The sequence below is a fragment of the Pseudomonas sp. B23(2017) genome, from assembly GCF_002113725.1.
GTDB classification, from domain to species: domain Bacteria; phylum Pseudomonadota; class Gammaproteobacteria; order Pseudomonadales; family Pseudomonadaceae; genus Aquipseudomonas; species Aquipseudomonas putida_Z.
This window is the reverse complement of sequence record NZ_NEJM01000005.1, coordinates 108,576-133,826: the sequence shown is the minus strand read 5'-3', so window position 1 is coordinate 133,826 and position 25,251 is coordinate 108,576. Positions and strand designations below refer to the sequence as shown.

Annotated in this window: 20 protein-coding genes; 13 read left to right on the top strand and 7 right to left on the bottom strand. The window is 65.8% G+C overall.

Annotation, left to right across the window (positions count from 1 at the left end; genetic code table 11):
- The first annotated feature begins 36 nt into the window (after nucleotides 1–36).
- From benC to CAG46_RS10745, 10 genes are all read left to right on the top strand, one after another.
- Nucleotides 37–1,047: a benzoate 1,2-dioxygenase electron transfer component BenC gene (benC, locus tag CAG46_RS10790; protein ID WP_085615638.1), complete on the top strand. Its 1,011-nt coding sequence runs from the start codon at nucleotides 37–39 to the stop codon at nucleotides 1,045–1,047.
- A 145-nt stretch (nucleotides 1,048–1,192) separates the two neighbouring features.
- Nucleotides 1,193–1,954, top strand: a complete 762-nt coding sequence (locus CAG46_RS10785; RefSeq protein ID WP_085615640.1) for a 1,6-dihydroxycyclohexa-2,4-diene-1-carboxylate dehydrogenase — start codon at nucleotides 1,193–1,195, stop codon at nucleotides 1,952–1,954.
- Between the two features lie 58 nt (nucleotides 1,955–2,012).
- The gene (locus CAG46_RS10780) at nucleotides 2,013–3,362 is read left to right on the top strand and encodes an aromatic acid/H+ symport family MFS transporter (protein WP_085615642.1); all 1,350 of its coding nucleotides are present in this window, start codon (nucleotides 2,013–2,015) and stop codon (nucleotides 3,360–3,362) included.
- A 30-nt stretch (nucleotides 3,363–3,392) separates the two neighbouring features.
- Complete coding sequence (catA, locus tag CAG46_RS10775) at nucleotides 3,393–4,307, top strand: catechol 1,2-dioxygenase (protein ID WP_085615644.1); 915 nt, start codon at nucleotides 3,393–3,395, stop codon at nucleotides 4,305–4,307.
- A gap of 161 nt (nucleotides 4,308–4,468) precedes the next feature.
- A complete protein-coding gene (locus CAG46_RS10770; protein WP_085615646.1) occupies nucleotides 4,469–5,668 on the top strand; it encodes a benzoate/H(+) symporter BenE family transporter in 1,200 nt (399 codons plus the stop codon).
- A 54-nt stretch (nucleotides 5,669–5,722) separates the two neighbouring features.
- Entirely contained in the window at nucleotides 5,723–6,973 is a 1,251-nt protein-coding gene (locus tag CAG46_RS10765) for an OprD family porin (protein WP_085615648.1), read from the top strand.
- A gap of 309 nt (nucleotides 6,974–7,282) precedes the next feature.
- A complete protein-coding gene (locus tag CAG46_RS10760; protein ID WP_085615650.1) occupies nucleotides 7,283–8,359 on the top strand; it encodes a metal-dependent hydrolase in 1,077 nt (358 codons plus the stop codon).
- A 3-nt stretch (nucleotides 8,360–8,362) separates the two neighbouring features.
- Nucleotides 8,363–9,055, top strand: a complete 693-nt coding sequence (locus CAG46_RS10755) for a TraX family protein (protein WP_085615652.1) — start codon at nucleotides 8,363–8,365, stop codon at nucleotides 9,053–9,055.
- 76 nt (nucleotides 9,056–9,131) lie between these two features.
- Nucleotides 9,132–10,043 (top strand): LysR family transcriptional regulator, encoded by a 912-nt coding sequence (locus CAG46_RS10750; protein ID WP_085615654.1) that lies wholly within the window; start codon nucleotides 9,132–9,134, stop codon nucleotides 10,041–10,043.
- Between the two features lie 100 nt (nucleotides 10,044–10,143).
- On the top strand, nucleotides 10,144–11,124 hold the full coding sequence (locus CAG46_RS10745) for an LLM class flavin-dependent oxidoreductase (protein ID WP_085615656.1): 981 nt from the start codon (nucleotides 10,144–10,146) through the stop codon (nucleotides 11,122–11,124).
- A gap of 146 nt (nucleotides 11,125–11,270) precedes the next feature.
- Here the strand turns inward: CAG46_RS10745 and CAG46_RS10740 are convergent, their stop codons facing one another.
- The 4 genes from CAG46_RS10740 to CAG46_RS10725 all read right to left on the bottom strand — a co-directional run bounded on the left by CAG46_RS10740 (nucleotide 11,271) and on the right by CAG46_RS10725 (nucleotide 16,732).
- On the bottom strand, nucleotides 11,271–12,368 hold the full coding sequence (locus CAG46_RS10740; RefSeq protein WP_085615658.1) for an alkene reductase: 1,098 nt from the start codon (nucleotides 12,366–12,368) through the stop codon (nucleotides 11,271–11,273).
- A gap of 235 nt (nucleotides 12,369–12,603) precedes the next feature.
- A complete protein-coding gene (locus CAG46_RS10735; protein WP_085615660.1) occupies nucleotides 12,604–13,614 on the bottom strand; it encodes an aldo/keto reductase in 1,011 nt (336 codons plus the stop codon).
- 71 nt (nucleotides 13,615–13,685) lie between these two features.
- The gene (locus CAG46_RS10730) at nucleotides 13,686–15,206 is read right to left on the bottom strand and encodes an FAD-dependent oxidoreductase (protein ID WP_085615662.1); all 1,521 of its coding nucleotides are present in this window, start codon (nucleotides 15,204–15,206) and stop codon (nucleotides 13,686–13,688) included.
- Between the two features lie 197 nt (nucleotides 15,207–15,403).
- Entirely contained in the window at nucleotides 15,404–16,732 is a 1,329-nt protein-coding gene (locus CAG46_RS10725; protein WP_085615664.1) for an MFS transporter, read from the bottom strand.
- A 163-nt stretch (nucleotides 16,733–16,895) separates the two neighbouring features.
- Here CAG46_RS10725 and CAG46_RS10720 point away from each other — a divergent pair, with 163 nt between their 5' ends.
- Nucleotides 16,896–17,993, top strand: coding sequence for a sugar diacid recognition domain-containing protein (locus CAG46_RS10720; RefSeq protein ID WP_025339054.1), 1,098 nt, complete (start codon nucleotides 16,896–16,898; stop codon nucleotides 17,991–17,993).
- Between the two features lie 231 nt (nucleotides 17,994–18,224).
- Nucleotides 18,225–19,385 carry a glycerate kinase gene (locus CAG46_RS10715; RefSeq protein WP_085615666.1) on the top strand — a complete coding sequence of 387 codons (1,161 nt, stop codon included), beginning with the start codon at nucleotides 18,225–18,227 and terminating at the stop codon, nucleotides 19,383–19,385.
- Between the two features lie 302 nt (nucleotides 19,386–19,687).
- Here CAG46_RS10715 and CAG46_RS10710 read toward each other — a convergent pair whose 3' ends face one another.
- Nucleotides 19,688–20,629 (bottom strand): LysR substrate-binding domain-containing protein, encoded by a 942-nt coding sequence (locus CAG46_RS10710; protein ID WP_085615668.1) that lies wholly within the window; start codon nucleotides 20,627–20,629, stop codon nucleotides 19,688–19,690.
- Between the two features lie 206 nt (nucleotides 20,630–20,835).
- On the opposite strand from CAG46_RS10710, the gene CAG46_RS10705 reads away from it, so the two are divergent.
- Complete coding sequence (locus CAG46_RS10705) at nucleotides 20,836–21,753, top strand: SMP-30/gluconolactonase/LRE family protein (protein ID WP_256575078.1); 918 nt, start codon at nucleotides 20,836–20,838, stop codon at nucleotides 21,751–21,753.
- On the opposite strand, the gene CAG46_RS10700 is transcribed toward CAG46_RS10705, so the two are convergent.
- Both CAG46_RS10700 and CAG46_RS10695 read right to left on the bottom strand, forming a co-directional pair.
- The gene (locus CAG46_RS10700) at nucleotides 21,743–22,693 is read right to left on the bottom strand and encodes a site-specific integrase (RefSeq protein WP_075045195.1); all 951 of its coding nucleotides are present in this window, start codon (nucleotides 22,691–22,693) and stop codon (nucleotides 21,743–21,745) included. The genes CAG46_RS10705 and CAG46_RS10700 overlap by 11 nt on opposite strands.
- Before the next feature lie 214 nt (nucleotides 22,694–22,907).
- Nucleotides 22,908–25,232: a bifunctional diguanylate cyclase/phosphodiesterase gene (locus tag CAG46_RS10695; protein WP_085615671.1), complete on the bottom strand. Its 2,325-nt coding sequence runs from the start codon at nucleotides 25,230–25,232 to the stop codon at nucleotides 22,908–22,910.
- Nucleotides 25,233–25,251: the final 19 nt, after the last annotated feature.

The following is a 25,251-nucleotide window of genomic DNA, read 5'->3' as shown; positions in this document are numbered from 1 at the left end:
GACGTGTCGTGGCCCGGCTCGCCCGCGAGGTGCAACATGAGCTACCAGATCGCACTGAATTTCGAAGACGGGGTGACCCGATTCATCGAGGCCACCGGCCATGAAACCGTGGCCGATGCCGCCTATCGCCAGGGCATCAACATCCCGCTGGACTGCCGCGACGGCGCCTGCGGTACCTGCAAGTGCAAGGCCGAGTCCGGGCGCTACGACCTGGGCGACAACTTCATCGAAGCTGCCCTGAGCGAAGACGAAGTCGCCGAAGGCTACGTACTGACCTGCCAGATGCGCGCCGAAAGCGACTGCGTCATCCGCATCCCGGCCTCGTCGCAGTTGTGCAAGACCGAGCAGGCCAGCTTCGAGGCCGCCATCAGCGATGTCCGCCAGCTGTCGGCCAGCACCATTGCCCTGTCGATCAAGGGCGAGGCACTCAGCCGCCTGGCCTTCCTGCCGGGGCAGTATGTCAACCTCAAAGTGCCGGGCAGCGAGCAGAGCCGCGCCTATTCGTTCAGCTCGCTGCAGAAGGACGGCGAGGTCAGCTTCCTGATCCGCAACGTGCCGGGCGGGCTGATGAGCAGCTTCCTGACCAACCTGGCCAAGGCCGGCGACAGCATGACCCTGGCCGGGCCGCTGGGCAGCTTCTACCTGCGGCCGATCCAGCGCCCGCTGTTGCTGCTGGCCGGTGGCACCGGCCTGGCGCCGTTCACGGCGATGCTGGAGAAGATCGCCGAGCAGGGCAGCGAGCACCCGCTGCACCTGATCTACGGCGTGACCAACGACTTCGACCTGGTCGAGCTCGACCGCCTGCAGGCGCTGGCGGCGCGCATCCCCAGCTTCACCTTCAGCGCCTGCGTGGCCAACCCGGACAGCCAGTACCCGCAGAAGGGCTACGTGACCCAGCACATCGAACCGCGCCACCTCAACGACGGCGATGTGGATGTGTACCTGTGCGGCCCGCCACCGATGGTCGAGGCGGTCAGCCAGTACGTGCGCGAGCAGGGCATTACCCCGGCGAACTTCTATTACGAGAAGTTCGCGGCGGCGGCCTGACAGATCGCCGGGGCCGCTGTGCGGCCCTTTCGCGACACAAGGCCGCTCCCACATGCACCGCGTTCCCCTGTGGGAGCGGCCTTGCGTCGCGATGGAGGGCGCAGCCCTCCCAATTGCCCTTACACGGATCAAGCAGGAGACACACATGAACAACCGATTCCAAGGCAAGGTCGCCCTGGTCACCGGTGCCGCCCAGGGCATCGGCCGTGGCGTGTGCTGGCGGCTCAAGGCCGAAGGTGCGCAAGTGGTCGCGGTAGACCGCTCCGAACTGGTTCACGAACTGGCCGGCGAGGGCATGCTCACCCTCACTGCCGACCTGGAACAACATGGCGACTGCGCCCGGGTCATGGCCAGCGCGGTTGAAGCATTCGGCCGCCTCGACATCCTGGTCAACAATGTCGGCGGCACCATCTGGGCCAAGCCCTTCGAACACTACGAAGTGGACCAGATCGAAGCCGAAGTACGCCGTTCGTTGTTCCCCACCCTGTGGTGCTGCCATGCCGCACTGCCGTACATGCTCGAACGCGGCAGCGGCGCCATCGTCAACGTCTCGTCCATCGCCACCCGTGGCGTCAACCGCGTGCCCTATGGCGCGGCCAAGGGCGGCGTCAACGCGCTGACTGCGTGCCTGGCCTTTGAAACTGCCGGCCGAGGCATCCGGGTCAACGCCACCGCTCCCGGCGGCACCGAAGCGCCACCCCGGCGCGTGCCGCGCAACAGTGCCGAGCAGACCGAACAGGAAAGGCACTGGTACCAGCAGATCGTCGACCAGACCCTCGACAGCAGCCTGATGCACCGCTACGGCAGCATCGACGAGCAGGTCGGCGCGATCCTGTTCCTGGCTTCCGACGAAGCCTCGTACATCACCGGCGTGACCTTGCCGGTAGGGGGCGGCGACCTCGGCTGAGCGACACCCACAAGGCAAAGAGCTTTCTTTCACAACAAAAACAAGAGCGACAGATGCCATGCGAACCCTTGACGTACACCCGATCATCGATAACGCGCGCTTTACCCCGTTCCACTGGATGGTCATGGCCTGGTGCGGCCTGCTGCTGATCTTCGACGGCTATGACCTGTTCATCTACGGCGTGGTACTGCCGGTCATCATGAAAGAGTGGGGCCTGACCCCGTTGCAGGCCGGTGCACTGGGCAGCTATGCGCTGTTCGGCATGATGTTCGGCGCCCTGGCCTTCGGCAGCCTGGCCGACCGCATCGGGCGCAAGAAGGGCATCGCCATCTGTTTCACCTTGTTCTCCGGGGCGACCATCCTCAACGGCTTTGCCAGCAGCCCGAGCGAGTTCGGCATCTACCGCTTCATTGCCGGCCTGGGCTGTGGCGGCCTGATGCCCAACGCCGTGGCACTGATGAACGAGTACGCGCCCAAGCGCCTGCGCAGCACGCTGGTGGCGATCATGTTCAGTGGCTACTCGCTGGGCGGCATGCTCTCGGCGGGTGTCGGCATCTTCATGCTGCCGCGTTTCGGCTGGGAATCGATGTTCTTCGCCGCAGCGGTGCCACTGCTGCTGTTGCCGGTGATCCTCTACCACCTCCCGGAATCGATCGGTTTCCTGGTGCGCCAGGGCCGTACCGACGAGGCCCGCAAGCTGCTCAAGCGGCTGGACGCGGATTGCGACGTGCAACCTGACGATGTACTGGTCGCCCCTGTGGGAGTGGGCTTGTCCCGCGAAAGGGCCGGCAAGTTCACCGCTGTAGTCGAACTGTTCCGCAACGGCCTGGCCATTCGCACCCTGGCGCTGTGGCTGGCGTTCTTCTGCTGCCTGCTGATGGTCTACGCGCTCAGTTCCTGGCTGCCGAAGCTGATGGCCAACGCCGGCTACAGCCTGGGCTCGAGCCTGTCGTTCCTGCTGGCACTGAACTTCGGCGGCATGGCCGGGGCGATCCTCGGCGGCTGGCTGGGCGACCGCTACAACCTGGTCAAGGTCAAGGTGGCGTTCTTCATTGCCGCCGCGCTGTCGATCAGCCTGCTGGGCGTCAACAGCCCGATGCCGGTGCTGTACCTGCTGATCTTCATTGCCGGCGCCACCACCATCGGCACGCAGATCCTGCTGTATGCCGGCGCCGCCCAGCTGTACGGGCTATCAGTGCGTTCCACCGGGCTGGGTTGGGCCTCGGGCATCGGCCGTAACGGCGCCATCGTCGGCCCGCTGCTCGGTGGCGCACTGATGGGCATCAACCTGCCCCTGCAACTCAATTTCATCGCCTTCGCCATCCCCGGCGCAATTGCCGCGCTGGCCATGGCCGTGCACCTGGCCAGCGGCCGTCGGCATGCCCGGGCCATTGCGGCGCAGGCGTAACTCCAGAACAACAACATGAGGTAACCCACCATGACCGTGAAAATTTCCCACACTGCCGAGGTACAGCAGTTCTTCGAAGAGGCCGCAGGCTTTGGCAACGATGCCGGCAGCCCACGCCTGAAGCGCATCGTGCAGCGCCTGCTGCAAGACACCGCGCGGCTGATCGAAGACCTGGAAATCAGCGAGGACGAGTTCTGGCATGCCGTCGACTACCTCAACCGCCTGGGCGGCCGCGGCGAGGCCGGGCTGCTGGTGGCGGGGCTGGGCATCGAACACTTCCTCGACCTGCTGCAGGATGCCAAGGACCAGCAGGCAGGCCTGGTCGGCGGCACCCCACGCACCATCGAAGGCCCGCTGTACGTGGCCGGTGCGCCCATCGCCGAAGGTGAAGTGCGCATGGACGACGGCAGCGAGGAGGGCGTTGCCACGCTGATGTACCTGGAGGGCCAGGTGCTCGACCCGCAAGGCCGGCCGCTGCCGGGGGCCACGGTCGACCTGTGGCATGCCAATACCCGTGGCACTTATTCGTTCTTCGACCAGAGCCAGTCCGAGTACAACCTGCGCCGGCGCATCGTCACCGATGCCCAAGGGCGCTACCGCGCGCGCTCGATCGTGCCGTCAGGCTACGGCTGCGACCCGCAGGGGCCGACCCAGGAGTGCCTGGACCTGCTGGGCCGCCATGGCCAGCGCCCGGCGCATGTGCACTTCTTCATCTCGGCGCCTGGGCACCGGCACCTGACCACGCAGATCAACCTGGCCGGGGACAAGTACCTGTGGGATGACTTTGCCTATGCCACGCGCGATGGGCTGGTGGGCGAGGTGGTGTTCGTCGAGGGCAAGGCGGGGCGGCATGCCGAGCTGAAGTTCGACTTCCAGTTGCAGCGGGCCCACGGCGGTGCCGATGAGCAGCGCAGTGGGCGGCCGCGGGCGCTGCAAGAGGCCTGATCCACCCAGTTGGCTTCTTCGCGGGTGAACCCGCTCCCACAGGTACGGCGCAAATGCTGGAACCTGTGTAGTCCCTGTGGGAGCGGGTTTACCCGCGAAGAAGGCAACACAAGAACAAGAGCCGGTCACCTAGCCCGGCCAGATGCCTTGCGAGAGGTGCCATGAAAACCCTGATCAAGGACAGTTCACTGTCCGCCATCGTCGCCGGCTGCATCGCCACGATGATCTCCTACGCAGGCCCCCTGGTGATCATCTTCCACGCCGCAGAAGCCGCCGGCCTGTCCCATCGGCAACTGTCCTCCTGGGTCTGGGCAGTGTCCATGGGCAGCGCCGTGCTCGGCGCGCTGCTCAGCCTGCGCTATCGGGTGCCGGTGGTGATCGCCTGGTCGATCCCCGGCTCGGCGCTGCTGGTCACCGCCTTGCCGCAACTGGGCCTGGAACAGGCCGTGGGCGCCTACCTGGTGGCCAACCTTGTTTTGCTGCTGATCGGCATCAGCGGGGCCTTCGACCGCATCATCGCGCGCCTGCCAGGCTCCATCGCCGCCGGCATGCAGGCCGGCATCCTGTTCAGCTTCGGCGTCGAGGTGTTCCGCGCCTTGCCGGTGCAACCGCTGCTGGTACTGGCAATGTTCGTCACCTACGTGCTGATGCGCCGGCTGCAGCCGCGCTACGCCGTGGCGGCGGTGCTGTGCGTGGGCACGGTGGTGACCGTGGCCAGCGGGGCGTTTCGCAGCGAGGCGCTGGTGTTGGAGCTGGCGTCGCCGCAGTGGGTCACCCCGCAGTTCAGCCTGGAAGCGGTATTCAGCCTGGCACTGCCGCTGGTGCTGGTGGCCCTGACCGGGCAGTTCATGCCGGGCATGGCGGTGCTGCGCAACGCCGGCTACCCCACACCGGCCAGCCCGATCATCAGTGCCAGCGCCCTGGCCGGTGCCGCGCTGGCGCCATTCGGTTGCCACGGGCTGAACCTGGCGGCGGTCACCGCCAGCCTGTGCACTGGCCATGAAGCCCATGAAAACCCACGGCGGCGCTATGTCGCGGCGGTGGCTGGCAGTGCGCTGTACCTGCTGCTGGGGATCGCCGGGGCCACGCTGATGTCGCTGTTCGCAGCATTCCCCGCCGCCCTGATCGCCGCCCTGGCCGGGCTGGCCCTGTATGGCGCCATCAGCGAAGCCCTGGCCCGCAGCCTGGCGGAACCAACCGAGCGCGATGCCGGGCTGTTCACCTTCCTGGTCACCGCTTCGGGGGTGGCCTTCCTGGGCCTGTCGGCAGCGTTCTGGGGCCTGCTGTTCGGCCTGCTGAGCCATGGGTTGCTCAGGCTGCGCCAGCCACGTGCCCGGGAGGTGCTGCGCCGTACCCCATGAACCGTCGTGCTTCCAACGCTTTACCCATAAAAACAAGATCAAGAGAGCTTCGGAATGAACCACACCCCTTGCGTCGCCCTGGGCCTGACTTTGCTCAGCCAACCGTTGCTGGCCGCCGAAGGCGGCTTCTTCGAAGATTCGAAGGCCACCCTGAGTGCCCGTAACTACTACTTCAGCCGCGACTTCTCCGACATCGTCGGGGCCAACCGGCAATCCAAGGCCGAGGAGTGGGCCCAGGGCTTCATCCTCGACTTCAAGTCGGGCTACACCCCGGGCACGGTCGGCTTTGGCGTTGACGCCCTGGGCCTGCTGGGCATCAAGCTCGACAGCAGCCCCGACCGCACCAACACCGGGTTGCTGCCGGTGCACGGCGATGGCCGCGCTGCCGACGAATACAGCCGCCTGGCGCCCACCTTCAAGGCCCGGTTGTCCAGGACCGAATTGCGCGTCGGCGAACTGCAACCCAACCTGCCGGTGCTGACCTTCAGCGACATCCGCCTGTTGCCTCCCACCTACCAGGGCGCAAGCCTGAGTTCGGCGGAAATCGACGGCCTGACCGTGCAGGCCGGGCACCTGAAAAGCACCCACCTGCGCAACGAAGGCGGCGACGGCAAGATGAACGCCATGCTCGGCCATGTGCCGATGCGCCAGGCAGAAAGCGATGCCTTCAACTACCTGGGCGGGGACTATGCGTTCAATGCCAACCAGAGCAGCGTCAGCCTGTGGTACGGGCAGCTGGAGGACATCTATGAACAGGGCTTTGTCGGCCTCAAGCACAGCAAGCCCGTAGGCAACTGGGTGCTCAGCGCCAACCTGGGGTATTTCACCGCGCGCGAGGATGGCGATGCGTTGCTCGGCAATATCGACAACCAGGCGTTCTTCTCGATGTTCACGGCCCGGCATGGCGGGCACAGCTTCCATGCCGGCTACCAGGGCATCTATGGCGACAGCCCGTTCCCACGGGTATTCGCCAACATCTCGCCGCTGGGTAACGAAGTGCCGACCTATGAGTTCGCCTACACCGACGAACGCTCGTACCAGGTGCGCTACGACTACAACTTCGCGGCCATGGGCGTGCCGGGGCTGACTGCGACCGTGCGCTACATCACCGGTAACAATGTCGACACTGGGCTGGGTTATGAAGGGCGCGACCGCGAGCGCGACCTGGACATCGGTTACGCCGTGCAGGGCGGGGTGCTGAAGGGGCTGGGGATCCGGGTGCGCAATGCCATGGCCCGGTCCAACTACCGCAGCGACATCGACGAGAACCGCTTGACGCTGGTGTACACCTGGCAGTTGTTCTGACGCATCCACAGGATGCCTGCGGGACCTTTGTAGGAGCTGCACATAACTCATTGAGTTAGCAAGGACGCTGTGGGAGCGGCTTTAGCCGCGAACACCGGCGCAGCCGGTGCCATGCACCGCGCTGGATTCTTCGCGGCTAAAGCCGCTCCCACAGGGTACGCGGATTGCTTGCAATTTCCGTTATCTACGCGACAGCGCAGCCCAAAGGGCTGGGCCATCTCCCACAATGAAAACCCATAACCAAGGGAATTGCGCATCAGGGCAGGATGAAGGTAGCTTCTGGAAACCACCTTTTCAGGAATGCCACCCTTGGACTCCATCACCCAGGCCGTACTCGGCGCGGCCCTGCAGGGTACCGTACTCGGCCGCATCCAGGGCCGCCGCTCACTGCTGTATGGCGCGGCGCTGGGCACGCTTCCCGACCTGGACGTGATCATCCGCTACGCCGACCCGGTGTCGCAGATGACCTACCACCGCGGCTTTTCTCATTCCCTGTTCGTGCTCACCGGGTTGGCCTTGCTGCTGGCCTGGCTGGTCAACAAGTGCTGGCCTGGCAAAGGCTATACCTTGCCCAGGCTGTTCCTGGCGTTCTGGCTGGTGCTGGTCACCCACCCGTTGCTCGATGCCTTCACGGTCTACGGCACGCAGTTGTTCTGGCCCTTGCAGGCGACCCCGGAAAGCTGGGCAGCGGTGTTCATCATCGACCCGGTCTACACCGTGCCGCTGCTGGCCGCGGTGATCTACGCAATCATCAAAGGGCTGACGCGCAAGGCTACGCAGTTACTCACCTTGGCCCTGGTATTCAGCGCAGCCTACCTGGGTTTCGGCCTGGCCGGACGCATGGTGGCCGAGCAGCGTTTTCAGGCTGCCCTCGATCGCCAAGGTATCGCCGTCAGCCAGGTACGTGCCGTGCCGATAGCCTTCAACAGCCTGGTCTGGCGGGTGCTGGCCAAGACCCCGGATGGTGATTACTACGAAGGCATCAGCAGCGGGTTCGACCAGCAAGCGCCAGAAATGCAGCGTTTGCCGCGTAATCTGCAACTGGCGCAAGCGCTGGCCGGGCACCCGCTGCACCAGCGTTTGCGCTGGTTCACCGATGACTGGCTGCGCTACGACCAGGTCGGCGATGCGCTGGTGGTCAGCGACCTGCGCATGGGCATCCCGGGGAACTACACGTTCCGCTTCAACATGGCCCACCGAGACAGCCAGGGGCACTGGATTGCCGATGTGCCGTCGATGTGGAAGGGCGCCGGACCAGGGGCGGCGTTCAATGGCGACGACCTGGTGCTGATCTGGCGACGGATCGTCGAGCAGCAGCCACCTTTGCCGCTGGCTGCCTGGACCGACCGTTACCTGGGGCCCGCCACAGTCGAGCCCGGGCGCTGAGGCATGCGATCAGCCGGGCAGGACCTGGTCAAGTGGACGGCGATGCTGACCATGGTTGCCGACCACCTGCGTTTCCTGTGGCCTGCTGCCGATGGCCTGTTCGTACTGGGCCGGTTGGCGTTTCCGCTGTTCTGCCTGGCGATTGCAGTGAATGTGGGGCGCGCCAGGGGCGGGGCGCTGTATACCCCCGGCAACCTGCGTTATCTGGGGTTGATGCTGGTGTTCGCGGGGCTGTCGGAGCCCGTATACCGTTGGCTGGAAAGTGGTTCGCCAACGTTCAGCGTGATGCCGACCCTGGTGTTGGGCTTGCTGGTTGCCTGGGGCGTGCATCATTCGTCGAGGTCGGCGCGCGTGCTTGGCGTTGCCGGTCTGCTTGCAGGGTGGTTGTTCAGCGAACAGCTGATGTACGGGCTGCCGGGGGTGATGCTACCGGGCGCCTGGTTGATGGCCCGCCGCAAGGGAGGGGCGGCCTGGGTGTTGCCTTGCCTGTTGGCCATGGGTGGGAACCTGACCAACAGTTGGTTGCGGGAACATCTGTTGGCGCCCATTACCGTGCTGACGCTGATTGCTGCAGCCTTGGCGATTCCGGTCGGGTTGCTGTTGCTGCGTCATGATGATTGGCGGGTGCCAGCAGTGGGGCGTTGGGGCTACCTGTTCTATCCGGTGCATTTATTGGCGATCAAGGTTTTCGCTTGATCGCTCTCGACGGTCCTGCTTGCATTTCACAAATCCATACCCATCTAAACCGGCCGCACCAGACTCAGGAACCCCCATGGAACCCAACCGCTTCGGCGACATCGCCGCCTTCGTCAGCGCCGCGAAGGCCGGCAGTTTTACCGCCGCCGCCGCCACCTTGGGCCTGACGCGTTCGGCGGTGGGCAAGAGCATCGCTCGCCTGGAGGCGCGCATGGCCGTGCGCCTGCTCAACCGCACCACGCGCAAGCTCAGCCTGACCGACGAGGGCCTGGTGGCCTACGAGCGCTGGCGGCAGATTCTGGATGACCTGGACGAGGTGGAAAGCACCATGGCCCAGCGCCGTGGCAAGCCCACCGGCACCCTGCGCCTGACAGCACCCCTGTCGTTCGGCCAGCGCCATGTGCTGCCGATTCTCGACCGCTACCTGAAGCAGTGGCCCGAGCTGCGCGCGGATATCCGCTTCACCGACCGTTTCGTCGACCTGGTCGAGGAGGGTATCGACGTTGCGGTGCGTATCGGTGCACCGAAGGAAGACTCGCAACTGTTGACGCGCACGGTGGCCTGGCAGCAGTTCGTCACCTGCGCCTCGCCCGCATACCTGGATGCACGCGGCGTACCGCAGGTGCCCGGCGACCTCTACGGCCACGACAAGATCGCCTTCCTGGCCGGTGAAAAGGCCATGCCGTGGCGCTTCCATACCGAAGCGGGGCTGCACCTGTGCGAAGACCCCGGGCGGCTGAACATCGACAGCTCCGAGGCGATGCTCGACGGCGCGCGTGCGGGTTTCGGGCTGATTCACCTGCCCACCTACATTACCGGCGACGACCTGCGCGCCGGCACCCTGGTGGAAGTGCTGCAAGCCTATCGGCCGCCAGCGGACCCGATTCGCATCGTGTACCCAAGCAAGCGCCACCTGTCGCCACGGGTACGCGGCTTCATCGATCTGCTGGTGGCCAGCTGGGAACCGGGCGTGCCCTGGGAATACTGATTGGGGAATGGCAGGCCCCTATGCCGGGCCTGAAGCCGGGTTTATCACTGGCTGCGCAGCAGGGAAACTGGCAGTCACTGATAATCCCTGTGGAGACCCCATGACTGCACTGTCCGTACTGGACCTGGTCATGATCGGCGAAGGCAAGACCTTCGCCGACGCGATCGAAGAGTCCCGCCAACTGGCGCGCCATGTCGAGCAACAGCACTACAGCCGCTACTGGATCGCCGAACACCACGACATGCCGGGCATCGGCTCGGCCGCCACGTCACTGGTCATCAACGAAATCGCCAACGCCACCCGGCATATCCGCGTCGGCGCCGGTGGCATCATGCTGCCCAACCACGCGCCGCTGGTGGTGGCCGAGCAGTTCGGCACGCTCGACACCCTGCACCCTGGCCGCATCGACCTGGGCCTCGGCCGTGCGCCGGGCAGCTCCGGGCCGACCGTGCGCGCCTTGCGTGGTGCTGCGCCAGAGCGCGACTTCAGCCAGGACATCGCCGAACTGCGCGACTACCTGGCCGACAACGGCCAGCGCCGCGTGCGCGGTGTGCCGGGCAAGCATGACATCCCGGTGTGGATCCTCGGCTCCAGCCTGTTCGGCGCCGACCTGGCAGCGAAACTGGGCCTGCCCTATGCCTTCGCCTCGCACTTTGCCCCGCGCTACCTGCTGCAGGCCATTGCCCATTACCGGGCCAACTTCCAGCCTTCGGCACAACTGGCCAAGCCGTATGTGATGGTGGGCATGAACCTGTTCGCCGCCGACAGCGACGCCGAGGCGGATTACCTGGCCAGCTCCCATCGCAAGTGGATGCTGGACCTGCATGTCGGGCGCTTCGGCCTGTTGCCCAAGCCGCAGGAGGGGTATGTCGAAAGCCTGCCGGACCATGAGCGCGCGGTACTTGAGCAGGTGATGGCCTGCACCGTGGCCGGCGGACCGGAGCGGGTAAGGGAAGGGTTGCGCACGCTGATCGAGCAGACCGGTGCGGATGAACTGATGATCGACTGCCGCATTCACGACCCGCTGGCGCGGCAGCGTTCGCATGCCTATGCCGCGCAGGCCCTGGCGCAGCTGGGTTAAAGCTACCGGCCTCTTCGCGGGTGAACCCGCTCCCACAGGATCACCACAGACTTGAACTTTGTGGAGTCCCTGTGGGAGCGGGTTCACCCGCGAAGAGGCCGGCACAGGCAACAAAAAAGGGAGCCCATGAGCTCCCTTTTTCAGCATCAAGCCTGCTTGAGGAACGGATAATCCGTATACCCCTCAGCCCCATTGGCATAGTCGAACTGCGCCCGGTGCGCATTCAACGGCGCCTGCACCCGCAGCCGCTCTACCAGGTCCGGGTTGGCAATGAAGCTGCGCCCGAACGCTACGGCATCGATCAAGCCACGCCCGATCAGGTCTTCACCTTTCTCGGCGGTGTAGGCACCGGCAGCAATGATCACCCCCGGGTAGGCCGCACGAATCGCCTGGCGGAATTCGTCACGCAGCGGCTTGCCACCGGCCCAGTCCGGTTCGGACAGGTGCAGGTAGGCAAGGTTGCGCTTGGCCAGTTCGCGTATCAGGTACAGGCCTGCGGCTTCCTGGTCCTCGCCATTGTCCACGCCATTGAAACCACCCAGCGGGAACACACGGATACCCACGCGCTCGGCGCTCCAGTTGGCAATCGCCGCGTCCACTGCTTCAAGCACGATACGCGCACGGTTCTCGACGCTGCCGCCGTAGCGGTCTTCGCGTTGGTTGGCGCTAGGGGTGAGGAACTGGTGCAGCAGGTAGCCGTGGGCGGCGTGCAGCTCGATGAAGTCGAACCCGGCTTCACGGGCATTGGCCGCCGCCTGGCCGAAGTCGGCAACGATGCCGGCGATTTCCGCCTCGCTCAGCGCCCGCGGCGCAGAGGTTTCCACACGCATCAGGTTGCCGTGCTCGTCACGCAGGGTAGTGCGGGCAGCGGCCGGCAGCGCCGAAGGTGCCACCGGGGCTTCGCCGCCGGGTTGCAGGGAAGTGTGCGATACCCGCCCGGTGTGCCACACCTGCACGGCGCTATGGCCGCCATCGGCGTGGATGCCTTCGTTGACACGCTTCCAGGCGGCGATCTGCTCGGCGCTGTGGATGCCCGGCGAGCCGGAATAGCCTTTGGCCTGGAAGGAAATCTGCGTGGCTTCGGTGATGATCAGCCCGGCGCTGGCGCGTTGGCGGTAGTACTCGGCCATCAGCGAGGTAGGTACGTCACCCGGCTCGAGGCTGCGCAGGCGGGTGAGGGGGGCCATGAACACGCGGTTGGGCAGGGTGAGCGGGCCGACTTTCAGGGGTTGCAAGAGTTTCATTGCTGCTCCAGAGGTGGAAAACCAATGGTGCGCACGATACCGAGGTGATTGGGGAAAGGGGGGACCGGGAGCCCGGCATTGGGCTCCCCAATGATTTGTTCCAGCAGCTTGGATGTCGCCTGTTCCGGCCTCTTCGCGGGTAAACCCGCTCCCACAGGGGTTGCACAGGCCCTGAAGGCATAGGTGATCCTGTGGGAGCGGGTTTACCCGCGAAGAGGCCAGAACAGGAGAACGATCAGCTACGGGCCAACCGCCCACTCACATAATGCGCCACATCATTGAACCCCGGTGTCGACGCATGCCCCGGCGTGACCAGCGAATCAATGAACGCTTCATCCTCCGCCGTGATCTTCACCGCCAGCGCGCCGCCATAGGTATCCCACTGTTCCTCCGTACGCGGCCCGACAATCGCCGAACTGACCAGCCGGTTGTTCAGCACCCAGGCAATCGCGAACTCGACGATACCCACGCCCTTCGCCTCGACATAGGCCTGGACCTGCCGGGCAATGGCCAGCGACTCCTGGCGCCATTCCACCTCCATGATGCGCTTGTCCTGGCGCCCGGCACGGCTACCGGCATCCGGCACCGCCCCCGGCGCATACTTGCCGCTGAGCACGCCCCGCGCGAGCGGGCTGAACGGCACCACGCCCAGGCCATGGGCTGCCGCAGCGGTAAGCTGTTCCGGCTCGGCCTGGCGGTTGACGATGTTGTACAGCGGCTGGCTCACCACTGGCCTGGGCACGCCCAGGCGCTCGGCAATGTGGCAGGCCTCGGCGATGCGCCAGCCGCGGAAGTTGGACACGCCCCAGTAACGGATCTTGCCCTGGCGCAGCAGGTCGCCGATGGCCTGCACGGTTTCTTCCAGCGGCACCTTGTGGTCTTCGCGGTGCAGGTAATAGATGTCCAGGTAGTCCATGTCCATGCGCGTCAGCGTGGCCTCCAGGGCATTGAAGATGTGCTTGCGCGACAGCCCGCTGCGGTTGGGCAGGCCATCGGCCGGGCCGAAGCCGACCTTGCTGGCCACGATCCAGTCCTGGCGATGGCGGGCCACCGCTTCGCCGACGATTTCCTCCGCACGCCCGGCGTTGTACACGTCTGCGGTGTCGATGAAGTTGATGCCCTGGTCCCAGGCCTTGTCGATGATGCGCAGGGCGTCCTCGGTGCTGGTCTGCTCGCCGAACATCATGCTGCCCAGGGTAAGGGCGGAAACCTGCAGGCCACTGTGGCCGAGGGGGCGGTAGATCATGCGCTTGGGTCCTTGTGCAGTAGGCTGATCTTCCTGTTTTACACACAACCGGGGCGCAATGAAAGGCAGCCTCAACCGATCAGCGCCAAGGCCTCCTGCAAGGTCAACGGGCGCTTCAGGCGTTGCGACAGTGTCGCCATGGCATCGGAATAGCCCTTGGCGATGACCGCCTCGACCCGCTCATCCACGCATTGCAAGGCGATGAAGTCGCCTTTTTCCGGCTCGCCGACGAACTCGATGCGGTTCCAGTCCCGCGCGTGGCCCAGTACTTCGTAGGTGCGGCCGTGCTGGTAGGTCCAGAAGAACGGCACGTCGGCATAGCGGCGCTGCTCGCCGAGCATGTTGGCGGCGGCGATCACCCCATGTTGCTGGGCCAGGCGCCAGTGTTCGATACGCACTGGGCGCCCGCTGAGCGGGAAGGTGGCGATATCCCCTGCTGCCCACAGGCCATCTGCAGCGCGCATTTCAGCGTCGACTTGCACCGACTTGTCCTCGGTCAGCAGCACCCCCTGGATGAAAGCGGTCGCCGGTCTGACCCCGGTGCCCAGCAGCACCAATGGCGTCTGTAGCCGTTCACCGTTGGCCAGCAGCACGGCCTCGACCTTGCCCTGGCCCTCGATCCGCTCGACCTCGGTGGGGCCGTGGAAGGTGACCCCCTTGCGTTCGTGCAACTCGCGGATGCTACGGCCGATGCGCTCGCCCAGCTGCCGGGCCAGGGGGACCTCATGGCGGGTGACCAGGTGCACCTGCACGCCGTACTTGCGCAAGGCCGAGGCGGCCTCAAGGCCGATGAAACCGTCGCCGACGATCACTGCCGGCTGGCCGGGCTCGGCAGCGTCCAGCAGGTGCGCGGCATCTTCCCGTGAGCGCAGGGTGAATACCCCGGGCAGGTCGACACCCGGGATATCGGGCCGCAGCGCCTTGCCGCCGGTGGCCAGCAGACAGGCGTCATAGTCGATCTGCTGGCCGTCGGCCAGGGTGATCTGGCGTTTCTGGGTGTTCAGGGTGCGCACCTTGCCATGCTTGCGCTCCAGCTGGCCCTTGCGCAGGGCGTCGGCGTCGAGCAGGGCCGGCACCTCATCGGGCGGCATCTGCCCGGCGATCACGAATTTGCTGAGGGAAGTACGATCGTAGGCTGGCTGGCGCTCCTGATCGACCCAGACCAGGCGGCCGGCAAAGCCATGGGCCAGCAGGGTGGCGACTGCGGCGCTGCCCGCAGCACCGGCGCCGACCACCACGAAACAGCGGGCGTCGCTGTGGCGGGGCGGTTCGGTTCTGGGCAGGGGTTGGTCGTCGACCCAGACCTCGTCGCCCTTGACCCAGGTTTTGTAGCGTCGCAGGTCGGCCAGGGCCGGCGGCTCGCAGACCGCGCCCTCATCCACGGCGAACGCGGCCTTGTGCCAGGGGCACACCAGCAGCCCGCCGCACACCACGCCTTCATTGAGTGGCGCGCCTTCGTGGGGGCAGTTGCCCTGATAGGCGTGCACCTGGTCGCCCTGGCGGATGAGGATGATCTCCTCGCTGCCGGCCTGGACGCGCAGGGGGCGGTGTTCGTCGAGTTGGGCCAGGCGGGCCACGGCGTGCTGGGTCATGGGGGTTCTCCAAAGGGACCTTTGGAACCATTTGACGCCTGGGCTGGGGAGGGGATGCGTTGAGCTGACGATCGGTGGAGGGTGGGGATTGTGTGTGGTCTGGGCGGGCCTCTTCGCGGGTGAACCCGCTCCCACATGGATCCCACAATCTTCAAGTTGGTGGTGATCCTGTGGGAGCGGGTTTACCCGCGAATGCCTCAATTGGCCCTTGCGGTACTCAGCGCACCGGCCCGGGTAACCCGCAAGGCCACCAGGCTACCCAGCACGATCAACGCCGCCAGCGAATACAGCGCGGCATCGGTCGAGCCGGTCTGGTCCTTGATGAAACCGACCAGGTACGGGCTGAGGAAACCGGCCATCTGGCCCACCGAGTTGATGATCGCCAGGCCCGCGACAGCCGCGCCGGCGCTGAGCAGCGCGGTGGGCATCGGCCAGAACATCGGCAGGCCGGTGAGCGCGCCCATGGTGGCGATCGACAGGCCGAGGATGGCGATGGCCGGGTTGCCGGCGAAGTTCACCGCTATCAGCAGGCCGATGGCGCCCATCAGCATCGGCACCACAAGATGCCAGCGGCGCTCGTTGCGCAGGTCGGCCGAACGCCCGCACAGGATCATGAACACGCCGGCCAGCAGGTACGGGATGGCGCTGAGCCAGCCGATCAGCAGCGGGTTGTCGAAGCCCATGTTCTTGATGATCGACGGCAGCCAGAAGTTGATCGCGTACACACCGCTCTGGATGCAGAAGTAGACAAAGCCGAACGTCCAGATCAGCGGGTTGGTCAGCACGGCGAGCACGCCGTCGCCGGTGGTGCTCGGCTTGCTGGCGGCATCGGCCTCGAGGTCGGCGGCGATCAGCTGGCGTTCGGCCGGGCTCAGCCAGGCAGCTTTCTGGTAGCCGTCACTGAGCAGGAACACCGCCAGTACACCCAGGGCAACGGTCGGCAGGCCCTGGATCAGGAACATCCATTGCCAGCCGGCCAGGCCGTGCTGGCCGGCGGCGAAGTGTTGGAGGATCCAGCCGGAGAACGGCCCGCCGAGCAGGCCCGAAACCGGAATCGCCGACATGAACAGGGCCATGATGCGACCGCGGCGGGCCGCCGGGAACCAGCGCGAAAGGTACAGCACCACGCCCGGGAAGAAGCCGGCTTCGGCGGCGCCGGTCAGCAGGCGCAGGGCGTAGAACTCGGTGGGCGTGGTGACGAACAGCAGGCAGGTGGAGAGGCTGCCCCAGGCGATCATCATCAGCGCGATCCAGCGCCGCGGGCCGAAGCGGTTGAGTGCCAGGTTGCTCGGCAGGCCGCAGAGCACGTAGCCGATGAAGAAGATGCCGGCGCCAAGGCCGTACACCGTTTCGCTGAACTTCAGGGCGTCGAGCATCTGCAGCTTGGCAAAGCCGACGTTGACGCGGTCCAGGTAGTTGAACAGGTAGCAGATGAAAATGAACGGAATCAGCCGCAGGGTGATGCGCCGGTACAGCGCGTTGCGGTTGGTGTCCGTGCCTTGGTCAGGGGCGGGGCTGTATGCCATGATCGGGTTCTCTGTTGTTATGGTTGTCGCCGCGTCGCCTGTTCCGGCGCTCGCCCTGACGAGTCTCGGGGACTGCGGCGTGCCTGTCTTTGTGCTTTTGCACAGCACTTGCACCGGGCTGCTGTGCCCGAGCCCAAAACCCTGACACCCAAAGGACCGTTCAATGTTCGAACTCGACCATGACCTGGCGCAGGATATCGTTGACCGCGCGATGGCCATTCTGCCATGCAACGTCAATGTCATGGACAGCCAGGGGTTGATCCTTGGCAGTGGCGAACCGGAGCGTATCAACACCCGCCACGAGGGCGCGCAACTGGTGCTGGCCAACGGCCGCATCGTCGAGCTGGATACCGACGCGGCCAAATGCCTGAAGGGCGTGCAGCCCGGGGTGAACCTGCCGCTGATGCTGGATGGCCGATTGATGGGCGTACTCGGCCTGACCGGTGACCCGCAGCAAGTGCGTACCTATGGTGAACTGGTGCGCATGACCGCCGAAATGCTGCTGGCCCAGCGCCATTTGCAGGCCGACCAGCAATGGCGACGGCAGCGCTGTGACGATTTGCTGGCCCTGCTGCTGGGCGGCAGCGGCGATTCTCCGCGGTTGCTCGACGAGGCCCGGCAACTGGGCCTGAAACCCCAGTTGCCACGGGTACCGTGCCTGTTCGAACTGGCCTCGGGGCCAGCCGCCGAAACCCTGGCGGCATGGTTGATGAGCCGCTACCCGGACAGTTGGTGCGTAAGCCCGGCCCGCCAGTCGTTGTTGTGGTGTCGCCCGGCAGGCGTGGTGCTGGACGAACCTCGCCTGCTGGAACGCCTGCAGCGCCATGGCTGGGAAGTGGAGCGGCTGGCCCTGGGCAGTGCCGCGCAAAGCCTGGAGCAACTGCGCCGGGGTTATCGCCGGGTGCGCGACCTGCTGGCCTATGGGCGCGAGGTACTGCCCGGCGAGCGCCTGCTCAGCCTGCAACGCTACCGGTTGCCGGCATTGCTGTGGCGGCACCGCAACGATGATGCGCTGGATGAATTGCTGGAGCCGTTGCAGCGTATTCGCAGCAAGGACAGCAGCGGGCAGTTGCTCACCACCCTGCGCGCCTGGTGTGCCCATGACGGCCAGAGCCAGGCCTGTGCCGATGCCCTGGGCATCCACCGCAACAGCCTGCGCTACCGCCTGGAGCGGATTGCCGAGCTGGGCGAGGTCGACCCGCTGCGCATGGAAGGGATGCTTAGCCTCTACCTGGGGTTGCAGCTGCTGCCTGCCGACTGAAGGGCTGCCTGCACCGGCCCTATCGCCGGCAAGCCAGCTCCCACAGGATGCATGCTGCTCTCAGGCCTGTGTTGAACCTGTGGGAGCTGGCTTGCCGGCGATAGGGCTAGTACAGGCGAAACAGGCGAAATGCATCTGCCCAAACAACCCGCCCGGCGTTTTGTGCATTTGACCGAGGCCTCCTTGGCAGCCACCTGTCAGCATGCCGCTCATCAGGACAGGAGAAACCCCATGAAGATCGTCATTGCCCCCGACTCGTTCAAGGACAGCCTCGACGCTGCCGGTGTCGCCCGCGCCATTGCGGCGGGCCTGGGCGAGGCCTGGCCGGAGGCCGAGCTGGTCGAGTGCCCGATGGCCGACGGTGGCGAAGGCACCATGGATGCGATTCTCGCCGCCAGCCACGGCGAACTGCGTCGTCAGACCGTGCGCGGGCCGCTGGGGCAAAGCGTGGAGGCGGGCTGGGGCTGGCTGCCGCAAAGCCGCACGGCGATCATCGAAATGGCCCAGGCCAGTGGCCTGCAGCTGGTGCCGCCAGGCCAGCGCGATGCCTGCCGCAGCAGCACCTGGGGCACCGGCGAGCTGATTGCCGCTGCTCTGGCCGCCGGCGCGCAACGGGTAGTGCTGGCCATCGGCGGCAGCGCCACCAACGACGCGGGCAGCGGCATGTTGCGGGCGCTGGGCCTGCGCCTGCTGGACGCCGATGGGCAAGCGCTGGAAGAGGGCGGCCTGGCCTTGGCCAAGCTGGCCCGCATCGATGCCAGCGACCTCGACCCGCGCCTGGCCGAGGTGCAGTTCGAAGTCGCAGCAGACGTCGACAACCCGCTGTGTGGCGCCAATGGCGCCTCGGCGATCTTCGGCCCGCAGAAGGGCGCCAACCCACAGCAGGTGCAGGCGCTGGACCAGGCCCTGGGGCATTTTGCCGACCATTGTGCGCAGCTGCTGGGTGAGGATGTGCGGGACTACCCTGGCTGTGGCGCTGCCGGCGGCATGGGGTTCGCCGCGCGTGCTTTCATGGGCGCGCAGTTCCGCCCAGGGGTGGAAGTGGTGGCCGAACTGGCCGGCCTGGATGCCTTGGTGCAGGGCGCGGCCCTGGTGGTGACCGGCGAAGGGCGCTTCGACGCCCAGACCTTGCGTGGCAAGACACCGATGGGCGTGGCCCGGGTTGCCAAACGCCACGGGGTGCCGGTGGTGGTGTTGGCCGGTACCTTGGGTGAAGGTTACCAGCAGCTGTATGCCCATGGTGTCGATGCTGCCTTTGCCCTGGCCAGCGGGCCGATGAGCCTGGAGCAGGCATGTGCCAATGCAGCTGGGCTTCTGCGGGCGCGGGCTTGTGATATCGGGCGGCTGTGGCGCTGCGCAACGCAGAGTCCCTTGGGCTGTGCTGTCGCGTAGAGAACTGTATTCGCAAGCGGTCCGCGTACCCTGTGGGAGCGGCTTTAGCCGCGAAGAACTCAACGCGGTGCATGGCACCGGCTGCGCCGGTGTTCGCGGCTAAAGCCGCTCCCACAGGGACTGCACGGATTCAGCCTTTGCGGTGATCCTGTGGGAGCGGGTTTACCCGCGAAGAGGCCAGTACAGGCGACACAAGAAGGACAGGTGTGAACGCGATCGTATCCATACCGAAGACAGTGACCAGCAGCTCCCACAGGGCCCCTGCTAATTCAATGAGTCATGTGCCGTTCTATGAGAGGGGGTTATGTGGCGCTGTTCCTGGACAGTGCCCCCTGATGCCCAGCCCCGCCCAGGTTCTCGAACATGGCAATGAAGTTGGCCAGCGCCGGTGAAGCATTCCGGGCGTTCCATTTCATGTACAAGCCCAGGCCCGGGGTGGGCTGGTCGTCGATTGGCAGGATTGCTCGGAACTGCACGCGCTCGCGCGGTATGGAGCCGATGAACGATGCCGGCACCAGGGCTACGCCAAAACCACAGGCCACCAGGCCGAGCAGGGTGTGGACCTGTGCCGCTTCCTGCACCACCCTGGGGTAGAAACCCGCCGCCTCGCACAGCGCCGTCAACTGCGCGTGGTAGCCGCTGCCCAGGGCTTGCGGGGTGAAGACGAAATCCTCATCGGCGAACTCGCGCAGGTCTACCGCCCCTTCCTGTGCTTTGGCGTGGCGGGCGGGCAGGGCCATGACGATTTGCTCGTCGAGCAGCAAACGTGACTCTAGGGTGCCTGCCGGCAACGGCAACCTGCGCATGAAGCCGATATCCGCCTCACCGGCCAGCAGGGCCTTGGCCTGCGAGGCCGATGGCATCTCGCGGATGGTCAGCTGCACGTTCGGGTACGCCTCGCGAAAGCAGCGCAAGGTGGTGAGCAGCGACTCGTAATAAGCGATGGAAATGGCGGTGATGTCCAGTTTGCCGCAGATGCCGGCGGACACATTGCGCGCATACTCGATGCCCTGTTCCAGCTCGGCCAGCGTGCGGTAGGCGGTGTCGAGGAAGGCCGTGCCCGCTGCAGTCAGCCGCACCCCGCGCTTGTTGCGCAGGAACAGGCTGAAACCGAGCTTGTCCTCGAGGCGGCCAATCGCCTGGCTCAGCGGTGGTTGCGCCATGTGCAGGCGCTCGGCGGCCTTGTGAAAGTGCAGCTCTTCGGCCACGGCAACGAACTGCCGAAGCAAACGTGTTTCGATCATCCTGCGGTCCTTCGGGCCCGGTGAACCGGCGGTGATATCCATGAGATATCAAAGTTACATGCTTTTAATATTAAGTCATTGATTTTTTTGTTGTTATCGTAGAAAGGAGAATCGAAGGTAGCCAGCAAATGCCCGTCACAGAGCCTTTCCACGACAACGTTGCGGTCTTCACCGATGCCGCACAGGGCCTGGGACTGGCCTGTTCCATGACGCTGGCGGAGGTGGGCGAACTGCGTGACCGCCTCAAGGCATGCAGCCATGTGCCAGTCAACGTCGCCAACACCCGCGCCGACCTGGGCGAAAGCCTGGTCTGGGATGAATGCAGCGGCGCGTTGTACTTCGTCGATATCTCTGGCGGGCGGATCAACCGCCTGACAACCGATGGCGAAGCCGAATGCCTGTACGAATCCGCGGCACGCATCGGCGCGTTGGCGTTGACCGACCAGGGCAACCTGATTTTCACCGAGGATGCCTGCGTGGCCATCTTCGACGTGCCGCTGCGCAAGGTACGCCGGCATTCGGTCTCGGTTCACCCACGGTCGACCTACCGTTTCAACGACGGCGCCTGCGACCCGCAGGGCCGCTTCGTAACCGGGCTGATGGACGATGCCCTGAGTGGCAACACTGGGGCGCTGTTCCGCTTTGACGGGCAGTTGAGTGACCAGGTGATCCACGACGACATGGCGTTGCCCACCGGCCTGGCTTGGTCGCAGGACGGCCACACGGTGTACTTCGTCGATTCGGCGGCGCGCTCGATCTACCGCGCCAGCTACCTGGCCGAAGGCCGGCTTGGTGCGGTCACCCTGTTTGCCGAAACCCCTGCCGAACTGGGGCGCCCGGACGGCCTTGCGCTGGACCGCGAAGGCGGCCTGTGGGTGTGCCAGTACCATGGCAGTTGCCTGCTGCGCTATGACAGCAACGGCCACCTGACCGACCAGGTGCTGATGCCAGTGCCGTGCCCCACCAGTTGCTGCTTTGGCGGAGCGGGGATGAACACCTTGTTCATCAGTACCGCGCGCTTCGGCATGAGTGCCGAAGACCTGCACCATTACCCCGACGCTGGCGACCTGTATGCCATCAGCCCGGAAATTGGCGGCATCGCCCGGCACACCTTCAAGGAATGAGCTTTTGCGCCTGGCTGGCCGGTAGCACGGCCAGTTCGCCAAAGCGCTGCGCCGCGTCGATGTAGCGCAATGCCGACTTGGCGTCTTTCCAGCCCACATAGCTCATCAGCGCCTTCAACTCCCAACCGTTGGCCGTGGCCCAGGTAGCGAAGCCACGGCGCAGCGAGTGGCCGGTATACAGCGCCGCCGGTACCCCGGCGCGTTCCAGCATGCGCCGCAGCAGGCCGACCAGGCTGTTGCTGTTGAGCGCGGTGTCGCCGAGGTTGCCCCAGCGGTCGAGCTTGCGGAACACCGGCCCATGGGCGATGCCGGCGACTTCCAGCCATTGCAGGTAGGCCGTCACCGGGCACAAGGCCTTGAGGGCCGGGGTGCGGTGTTGTACGCCCAGGGCCTCGCGGTCGCCCTTGCTGCGCGGCAGGAACAGGGTGATGCCGACACCGGCCTCGGCCTGGATATGCTCCACGCGCAGGCGTGCCAGTTCATCACCCCGAAAACCGCGCCAGAAACCCAGCAACAGCAGCGCAGCGTCGCGACGCGCCCGGCGCAGGGTGGCCAGGTCATGCTGTTCCCGGGCCTGGCGGGCTTCTTCTTCGAAACATTCCACTGCGCTTTGCAGGTGCTGCAGCAACAGCGGCGCGGCCTGCCTGGGCGGGGTCGGGTGCAAGGTGCGGATGCCGCGTAGCACCTGGCGCACCAGCGGCGCCTTGGTCGGGTCGGGGAAACCTTGGGCGACGTGCCATTGGCTGAGCGCCGCCAGGCGCTGGCGCAGGGTGCTGACGGCATGCTGGTCGGCGTGATCGGCCAGGTAGCGGGCGATGCTCTCGGCCGTGGCCGGCAGAAAACCGCCCCAGTGGGTTTCGAAATGCTCGATGGCGGCCTGGTAGCTGCGCCGGGTGTTGTCACGGGTGGCGGCGCGGAGGTAGCGCTCGATGTCTGTCATGGTGCGGGGGCGAGTGGATGATGGGCACACGATAAACCGAAATGGGTTGCCTGTCCTGGCTGCGATGCTGGCGGGATTGTCGGGGGCGCTTTGCGCCCCTTTCGCGACACAAGGCCGCTCCCACAGGGTTGCGCTGCCTGCAGGTCCAGCGCTGCACCTGTGGGAGCGGCCTTGTGTCGCGATGGGCTGCGAAGCAGCCCCGATCTGGCTTGCGTTACACGCAGGCCTTGTCCTCGACACCGTTGAAGAGCGGGTAGTCACGCAACTGCGCCGGCGACAGCGGCCGGCTGAAGTGGTAGCCCTGGGCGATATCGCAGCCGGCAAGCTTCAGGCACACCACTTGTTCGCGGGTTTCCACGCCTTCGGCCACCACTTCCAGGCCCAGGCGTTTGGCAAGGATGATGGTGGACGACACGATCGGGCTGTCGTCGTGGCTGTTGGACAGCGGCGCAATCAGCGAGCGGTCGATCTTCAGTTTGCTCAGCGGCAGCGAGTGCAGGTGGGCGAAGCCGGCGTAGCCGCGGCCGAAATCGTCCAGGCTGATGCCCAGGCCAGCGTCGCGCAGGGTGTGCAGGTGCGCCACCGCCGTGCCTTCGGGGTCGAGGATGGTGGTTTCGGTGATTTCCAGCTCCAGCCGCTGCGGGGCGATGGCGTACTGCTGCAGTTTGCTCAATAGCCGTGCAGCGAAGTCCGCCTGGCGCAGCTGCAGGGCGGATACATTGACCGCCAGCCGCGTCTCGCGGCCCTGGGCGTCCCAACCCGACAAGGCCTCGCAGGCCAGGCGCAGCACCTCCCAGCCCAGTTCGACAATGAAGCCGCTGCGCTCGGCAAGGTCAATGAACCGGTCCGGGTACAGCAGGCCGAACTCGGGGTGGTCCCAACGCACCAGCGCTTCGTAGCCCAGCACCTGCTGGGTGTCGAGGCGGATCTGTGGCTGGTAGTGCAGCACGAACTGGCGCTCGGCCAGGGCGCTGCCGAAGGCCTGTTCGAGGGTGAAGGCGTGGATGTCGGCCAGGTTCAGCGACGGGTCGAAGAAACGGTACTGGGCGCGCCCGGCCTGCTTGGCCGAGTACATCGCGGCATCGGCACTGCGGATCAGGCTGTCGATGTCCTGGCCATCGCGCGGGCAGATGCTCACGCCCACGCTGGGGCTGGTGTTGACCTCCTGGCCGTCCAGCGCGTAGGTGGCCGACAGCTTCTGCACCAGTACGCGGACCCAGGCATTGATCTGTTCCTCGCTGCGCTCGCCGGCCAGCAGCACCACGAACTCGTCGCCACCAAAGCGCGAAGCCTCGTCGCCTGGCTCCAGCAGACGCTGGATACGCCCGGCCACGGCCTGCAGCAGCAGGTCGCCGATCTTGTGCCCGAGCGAGTCGTTGATCGACTTGAAACGGTCCATGTCGATGAACAGGATCGCCATCAGCCGGCGCTTGCCGCGTTGCCGGGTCAGCGCCTGGCTGGCCACCTCGACGAACTGGCGCCGGTTGTGCAGGCCGCTGAGGTGGTCGGTAGCCGCGGCATGGCTGCTGCGCCGGTGTTCGTCCTCGAGGCGGCCGATCAACTGCTGGTTGACCTGCTGGGCCTGTTCCAGCGCGTTGAAGGCCTCCTGGCGCTTGCGCAACAGGCGCAAGGTCCACAGCAGGCTGGCGAGGATCATCAGGGTCATGCTCAGGTTCAGCCAGAACTGCCGGGAATAGGCCAGCGTCGAAGGCGCGAGGATTTCGTCCTGGCGCTGGCTGACCACCACGCTGAAACCCCGCTCGGGCAGGCGCCGGTACAGGCTCTGGTACGGGTCGCCGGCCGCGTACTGGGTCAGCATGCCTGCTTCACTGCCGCTGTCCGGCAGCCCGGGCAGCAGGGCGTCGCCGGCCGCCACCACGCCGCTGCTATCGATGCGCAACCGCTCCAGGCCGTCATCCTGCAGCAGGCGCACCAGCCCGCTGCTGCCCAGGTCGATGTGCTGTAGCAGCACCGCCAGGTAGCCGATGTCCAGCTGCACCACCAGGATATTGTCGATTTCGCGGCCGGGCAGGTTGGTCAGCGGCAGCAGGAAGGGCAGGTGCCAGTTGGGCAGGGTGGCCGGTTGGCCGGGGGGCTGCACGCTGGGCAGGAACGGTTTGAAACCGTAGCGGGCAACGTGCCGCTGCAGCTGGCGCAACCAGTCTTCGGGCAGCTCGGCGGCCTCGTCGGCATGGCTGGCCGACAACAGCCGGCCTTGCCGGTCGTACAGGCTCATGCGCTTGAAGACCGGGTCTTCGGCAAGCATTCGCGCCAGGCTGGCGCTGCCCTGGCGCAGCACCTTCATGTCGTCCTGGGTGACCCGGCCCACGGCCTGGGCACGATCCACCAGCTGGCGCAGGCTTTCGCCGACGATACTGGCCAGGTTCAAGTGCTCGGCGGCCTTGGCCGACAGCGCGTCCTGGCGGGCGGCGGCCTTCTGCGAAACGTGCAGCCCCCAGAGAAAGGCGAGGGTGGCTGCACAGAGCATCAGGATCAGCAGCCGCAGAAGGCTGGCGGATGAAAGCGAACGGCGAATCACTGCTGATAGTTCCCGACCC